This window comes from Lentzea sp. (genome assembly GCF_036380075.1).
Lineage (GTDB): Bacteria > Actinomycetota > Actinomycetes > Mycobacteriales > Pseudonocardiaceae > Lentzea.
In genome coordinates, this window is sequence record NZ_DASVFL010000293.1 from 1 (window position 1) to 5,553 (window position 5,553).

General features: G+C 72.2%; 6 protein-coding genes. 4 read left to right on the forward strand and 2 right to left on the reverse strand.

Translation table 11 applies throughout. From position 1 onward, the window contains the following. Nucleotides 1-91 precede the first annotated feature (91 nt). Genes VF330_RS30935 through VF330_RS30945 form a run of 3 tightly spaced genes read left to right on the forward strand, consistent with a single transcriptional unit; the run spans nucleotide 92 to nucleotide 2,528 of the window. Nucleotides 92-589 (forward strand): hypothetical protein, encoded by a 498-nt coding sequence (locus VF330_RS30935; protein WP_330855233.1) that lies wholly within the window; start codon nucleotides 92-94, stop codon nucleotides 587-589. Continuing rightward, complete coding sequence (locus VF330_RS30940; protein WP_330855234.1) at nucleotides 589-1,284, forward strand: response regulator transcription factor; 696 nt, start codon at nucleotides 589-591, stop codon at nucleotides 1,282-1,284. Before VF330_RS30935 ends, VF330_RS30940 begins: the two co-directional genes overlap by 1 nt. Beyond that, the gene (locus VF330_RS30945) at nucleotides 1,281-2,528 is read left to right on the forward strand and encodes a HAMP domain-containing sensor histidine kinase (protein WP_330855235.1); all 1,248 of its coding nucleotides are present in this window, start codon (nucleotides 1,281-1,283) and stop codon (nucleotides 2,526-2,528) included. The genes VF330_RS30940 and VF330_RS30945 overlap by 4 nt, the downstream gene beginning before the upstream one ends. On the opposite strand, the gene VF330_RS30950 is transcribed toward VF330_RS30945, so the two are convergent. Continuing rightward, nucleotides 2,517-3,704: a YbiU family protein gene (locus VF330_RS30950; protein WP_330855236.1), complete on the reverse strand. Its 1,188-nt coding sequence runs from the start codon at nucleotides 3,702-3,704 to the stop codon at nucleotides 2,517-2,519. The genes VF330_RS30945 and VF330_RS30950 overlap by 12 nt on opposite strands. A 78-nt stretch (nucleotides 3,705-3,782) precedes the next feature. Between VF330_RS30950 and VF330_RS30955 the strand changes: the two genes are divergently transcribed. Continuing rightward, the gene (locus tag VF330_RS30955) at nucleotides 3,783-4,862 is read left to right on the forward strand and encodes an ROK family transcriptional regulator (protein WP_414675491.1); all 1,080 of its coding nucleotides are present in this window, start codon (nucleotides 3,783-3,785) and stop codon (nucleotides 4,860-4,862) included. Between the two features lies 1 nt (nucleotide 4,863). Here VF330_RS30955 and VF330_RS30960 read toward each other — a convergent pair. Next, a partial coding sequence (locus tag VF330_RS30960) for a class I SAM-dependent methyltransferase (RefSeq protein ID WP_330855238.1) occupies nucleotides 4,864-5,553 on the reverse strand: 690 nt, incomplete at its 5' end.

Consider the following 5,553-nt stretch of genomic DNA (forward strand, 5'->3'; position numbering starts at 1 on the left):
CTGATCGGCCTGTTCTTCGGCAGCTACCCGGCTTCGCGCGCGGCGAAGCTCCGCCCCATCGAGGCGCTCAGGCATGAATGAGGAGAGTTCCGTGACGAACCCCAACCCGCTCGACCAGCCGCTCGAGAACGACATCTCGGCGCAGTTGAAGGAACGCAAGGCGGGCTTCGGCAAGACCACCGTGGTCCTCGGCGTCGCCGCGCTGGCGATCGTCGCGTTCGTCGGCGGCGTGTTCGTGCAGAAGTCGTTCGGCTCCACCCAGACGCCGACTCGGCAGAACGCCGCCGGCCGGCAGTTTCCCGGCGGCAACGGGACTCCGCCCTCCGGCGCCCAGCAGCGGCCCAACGGCGGCTTCGGCCGCGGCACCGTCGGCACGGTCGACCACGTCGACGGCACGACCGTCTACGTGAAGACGCAGAACGGCCAGGTCGTGAAGGTGTCCACTTCGGACTCCACGAAGGTGGAGATCACGTCCGAGGGCAAGCTCACCGACCTCAAGGCCGGTCAGCAGGTCGTCGTGCAGGGCCAGGCGGGCCAGGACGGCACCGTGAACGGGCAGACCATCACCCAGCGGCCGACGACCGGCTGATGCGGGATTCGCGGGTGGAGCGCGGCCGGTTGCTCGTCGTCGAGGACGAGCCGAGCATCCGCGAGCTGCTGTGCGCCAGCCTGCGGTTCGCGGGGTTCGCCGTGTCGAGCGCGGCGACCGGCGGCGAGGCGCTGGCCGCGGCCCGCTCCGACACGCCGGACCTGGTGCTGCTGGACGTGATGCTGCCCGACCGCGACGGGTTCGAGGTGGTGCGGCGGCTGCGGTCCGACGGCGTGCGGGTGCCGGTGCTGTACCTGACGGCGCGCGACGGCGCGGAGGACCGCGTCACCGGCCTGACGATCGGCGGCGACGGGTACATCACCAAGCCGTTCAGCCTGGAGGAGGTCATCGCCCGCGTGACCGCGGTGCTGCGCCGCACCCGTCCCGGCCGCTCCGACAGCGAGCTGCTGACCTGCGGCGACCTGACGCTGGACGTGGAGAGCCACGTCGTGCGGCGCGGGTCGCGGGTGGTGGATTTGTCGCCGACGGAGTTCCGGCTGCTGCACTACCTGATGCGCAACAGCGGGCGGGTGCTGTCGAAGGCGCAGATCCTCGACCAGGTGTGGTCGCACGACTTCGAGGGCGACGTCGGCGTGGTCGAGTCGTACATCTCGTACCTGCGGCGCAAGGTCGACTCGTCCGAGCCGCGGCTGATCCACACCGTGCGCGGGATCGGGTACATGATCCGCCCATGACGTTGCGCGCGCGGCTGGTGGTCGTGCTCGTCGCCCTGGTGGCCGCGGGCCTGGCCGGCACGTGGCTGGTCGGGTCCCAGGTGATGGAGAACTACCTGCTGCACCAGCTCGACGCCAGGCTGGACCGCGCGGTGTCGCTGCCGAGGTCGTTCCCGTTGCGGGACAACATGGTGCTGCGCGACGAGACCGGCGTCCTGGCGGGCACGCCCCTGCCCGGTCTGCCCGCGTTCGGGACGATGACGCCGGGCGAGCACGTGACCATCGGGTCGTCGCGGGTCGTGATGCGGCAGCTGGACGGCGACGAGCTGGTCGTCGCGCTCGACCAGTCGGACGTCGACCGCGCGGTGGACGACCTGCGGCTGGCGTTCCTGCTGATCAGCCTCGGCGCGTTGATCCTCGTGGGCATGGCGGGGTACGCGCTGGTCAGGGCGTCGATGCGGGCGTTGGAGGAGGTCGAGCAGGTCGCCGGGGAGATCGCGGCCGGCGACCTGTCGCGCCGGGTTCCGGTGCGGCGGCCGGGGTCCGAGGTGGGGCGGCTGGCGTCGGCGCTGAACACGATGCTGGGGCAGATCGAGCAGTCGTTCGCGGCGCGGGTGCGGTCGGAGAGCCGGATGCGGCAGTTCGTGGCGGACGCGTCGCACGAGCTGCGGACGCCGCTGACGTCGATCCGGGGCTATGCCGAGCTGTACCGGCAGGGCGCGGCCACCGATGCCGCCGAGGTGCTGAAGCGGATCGAGGACCACGCGTCCCGGATGGGCGTGCTGGTCGACGACCTGCTCCAGCTGGCGCGGCTGGACTCGGAGCAGCCGCTCGCGCTGTCCACTGTGGACCTGTTCGTGCCGGTCACGGATGCCGTCGTCGACGCGCGTCTGCGGGCCCCTGAGCGCGTTGTGTCGCTGACCCTTTCCGGACCCGTTGTCGTGCGGGCGGATGAGGCGCGGGTGCGGCAGGTGCTGACGAACCTGCTGGACAACGCCCTGATCCACACCCCGGCGGGGTCGCCGGTCGAGGTGCGGCTCTGGGACGGCGGGTTCTCCGTGGCGGACCACGGGCCCGGGATGACATCGGAGCAGGCCGCGCGGGCGTTCGAACGGTTCTACCGCGTGGACCCCGCCCGCGGCCCCGGCGGGACGGGGCTGGGGCTCGCGATCGTGGCCGCGCTGGTGGCGGCGCACGGGTGGCGGGTCGAGCTGGACACCGCGCCGGGTGAGGGCGCGGTGTTCCGAGTGCTGCTACGGCCTTGACCGGTTGGCCCAGTCGCGTTCGTAGTGCTCCTCGGGGAAGTCGCTCGGGCTGTCCCCCGCCGCGTGGGCGCGCTGGATCTCCTCGGCGTAGCGCTCGTTGCGCGCGCACCAGGGCGCGGCCGGGATGTACAGGACGTTGCCCCAGCCCTGCTGGTCCTCGACCGGCGCGACGCTGTGGACCATGTCGCAGTGCCACCAGACGGAGTCGCCGGCCCGCACGTCCGGGATGCCGCTGAGCGCCTGCGTGAGCAGTTCGTGGTACTGGGTGGAGACCGGGAAGACCTGGTTGACGGTCACGCCGCACATGTCGTCGTCCGGGACGTCGTCGAGCAGCGGGCGCAGCATCAGGTACGCCATCGCGCCGGGGATCGGCACGGTGTGCAGGACGCCCTGGTCGCGCCGCATGTCCGACAGCGCCGTCCAGCCCTGGAAGGTGCGGAACACCGAGCACATCGTGGTGCCGGGGTACTGCGGGCCGGTGGTGCGGTGGGCGGCGTCCCACGGGTCGTACCGCTCGGGCGTGCCGTCGAAGAGGTGCCGGAACGCCTGCTGGTACTCGCTCGTCATCCACAGGTCGAGCGTGCCGGGGTCGAGGTGGGTGCCGAGCCCGTTCGAGCTCGCGCCGGGCGGGCGGCGGCGGATGCGGTCCGGGTAGTGGACGTCCCTGGACGGGTCGAACCAGCCGTCGCTCTTCCAGACGCTGTTGAGGAACCGCTGCACGGTGGCCATGCGCTCGTGCTTGCGCGCCTCGTCCTGCGCCGGTGACCAGTAGATCGGGTAGATCTCGGGCTTCGAGCCGACGCTGCCGAAGAAGTCGTCGCCGGGGCCGCGGTAGTTCTCGAAGAACGCGTTGCTCTCGACGTAGTCCACGACGGACTTGTCCCAGCCCAGAGCCTGCTCGCGGTCGAAGTGGTTGCGCACGACCAGGCAGCCGCGCCGTTTCAGCTCGTCGGTCGGGGCGGTGCCGGCCTCGATGTCGGCGTAGTCGAGGACGGGCCACACGTCGTTGCCCCGCGACCGGATGTCGTCGACCTCCTCCTGGACCTGCTTCTCGACGACCGCGAACACCTCCTCGACGCTGCGGCCGGACGCCTCGATCCTCGCCCGGATCGCCTTCTTCACCTCCCTGACGGCTTTCGGCAGGTCGGCGGGTGTGGTCTCCCAACTCGGCAGCACGGCGACTCCTTCCAAGTAAGGCCTCCTAACTTGGAACTATGGCGTGTCCGCGCCTTGTGGGCAAGGGGTCTAACTAGAATGCGTTCCGTGACCAGGCCGTCCCAGGAGCTGCTGCGCTCGATCTCCGACGAGCACGTGCTGCGGTCGTTGATGACCTCACGGCGCCTGACGCGGGCCGAGCTGGCGGTCGTGACCGGCCTGTCGAAGCCGACCGTGAGCGAGAGCGTCCGCCGCCTGGTCGAGAGCGGCTTGGTCGCCGACACCGGCGAACGCACGCCCGGCGGCCGCGGCAAGGGCCGGGTGGGCTCGTTCTACGGCCTGGCCCCGGACGTCGGCGTCGCGCTGGTCGTGACGATCGCACCGGACGGCGTGACAGCGCTGTGCGTCGACGCGCACGGGGACGTGGTCTCGCAGACGCATCGCGCCATCGCGGGACCTCGTGACGTGGCCTCGGTTCTGCCTTCGGTCGCCGCGGAAACCGTTGCCGGACAGCACGTCCGCCTGTGCGCGGTGAGCGCGGCCGACCCGGTGGACCGGCGCACCGGCCGGCTCGTGCAGCTGCCCGACTCGCCGTTCCTGGTGGGCGACCTGGACCCGGTGGCGGTGCTCGCGCCGTTGCTGCACGGGCCGGTGGTCGTCGACAACGACGTGAACTGGGCGGCCCAGGCGGAGCTCGGGGTGCTGGGTGTCCCCGACTTCGCCTACCTGTACCTGGCCGAGGGCCTGGGCTGCGCGGTGGTGTCCGACGGCGAGGTGCGGCGCGGGCACTCGGGCCTGGCCGGGGAGATCTCCCACCTGATCACTTCCGGGCCGTCCGGCGCGGTGCCGTTCATCGAGGTGTTCGGCGAGCTGGGGTTGCGGCAGAGCGGCACCACGGCGATCGACGTCGATGCGTTGCTGCGCACGGATCCCGCCGTGCTGGCACGAGCCGTGGCCGGGGTGGTCACGGCGCTGGTGACGCTGGCCGACCCCGAGGTCGTGGTCGTCGGCGGGTCGTGGGGACCTGCGCTGCTGGACCCGATCCGCGACGAGTGCGCGCGCTTGCCGCGTCAGGTGTCCGTGACAGCGGCGTCGGTGGCGGAACCTTCGTTGGCCGGGGCGAGAGCGGCCGCGCTGGACCTGCTGCGGACGGCGCTGGTGGAGGCCGCGAAGGCCTGACTCACTTCCTGGCGGCCCAGACGGTGCGTTCGGTGCGCAGCGCCAGGTCGTCGCGGCGCAGGGCTTCTTCGACCGCTTCGGGTTCGAGCCGGCGGCGCAGGACCGCTCGCGCGTACCGTTCGACGGCCGGCGACCGTTCCAGGTGGACGGTGACGGTCTGCTCGCCCTCGACGGTGAAGCCCGCCCCGGTCAGGATCGGACCCCAGTCGGCGCCGCGGTGCGGCAGGCGGTCGTCGTGCTCGACGCGGTCCTCCGGGAAGAACTGCGGCATGCCGGCCATCTCCACCACGGCGAGCACACCGCCGGGCGCGAGCGCCTCGCGCGCCCGGCGCAGGGTGCGGTCCGGGTCGGCCAGGTGGTGCAGGGAACCCGACGCCCACATCAGGTCCGGGGCGCCGAGGTCGGGCCAGCCGGCGTCGAGGTCGGCCTGGACGGTGTGGACGCGGCCGTCCACGCCCAGCTCGCAGGCCCGGCCGTGCAGGCGCCCGAGGTGCTCGGCCGACGAGTCGACGGCGGTGACCCGCGCCCGCGGGAACGCCGCCAGCAGCGCGAACGTGCCCGCGCCGGTGCCGGCGCCCAGGTCGGCGATGTGGCGCGGGTCCGTCACGGGCAACCAGCCGATGATCGTGGCGGTCTGTTCGGCGAGCAGCTCCGCGTCCAGGTCGAGGATCTCCGCCTGACCGGCGTCGTG

Bases quoted from the DNA above. Each gene is read 5' to 3' on its own strand.
- VF330_RS30940 (WP_330855234.1), top strand. From the start codon at position 589: ATGCGGGATTCGCGGGTGGAGCGCGGCCGGTTGCTCGTCGTCGAGGAC.
- VF330_RS30945 (WP_330855235.1), top strand. From the start codon at position 1,281: ATGACGTTGCGCGCGCGGCTGGTGGTCGTGCTCGTCGCCCTGGTGGCC.
- VF330_RS30955 (WP_414675491.1), top strand. From the start codon at position 3,783: ATGCGTTCCGTGACCAGGCCGTCCCAGGAGCTGCTGCGCTCGATCTCC.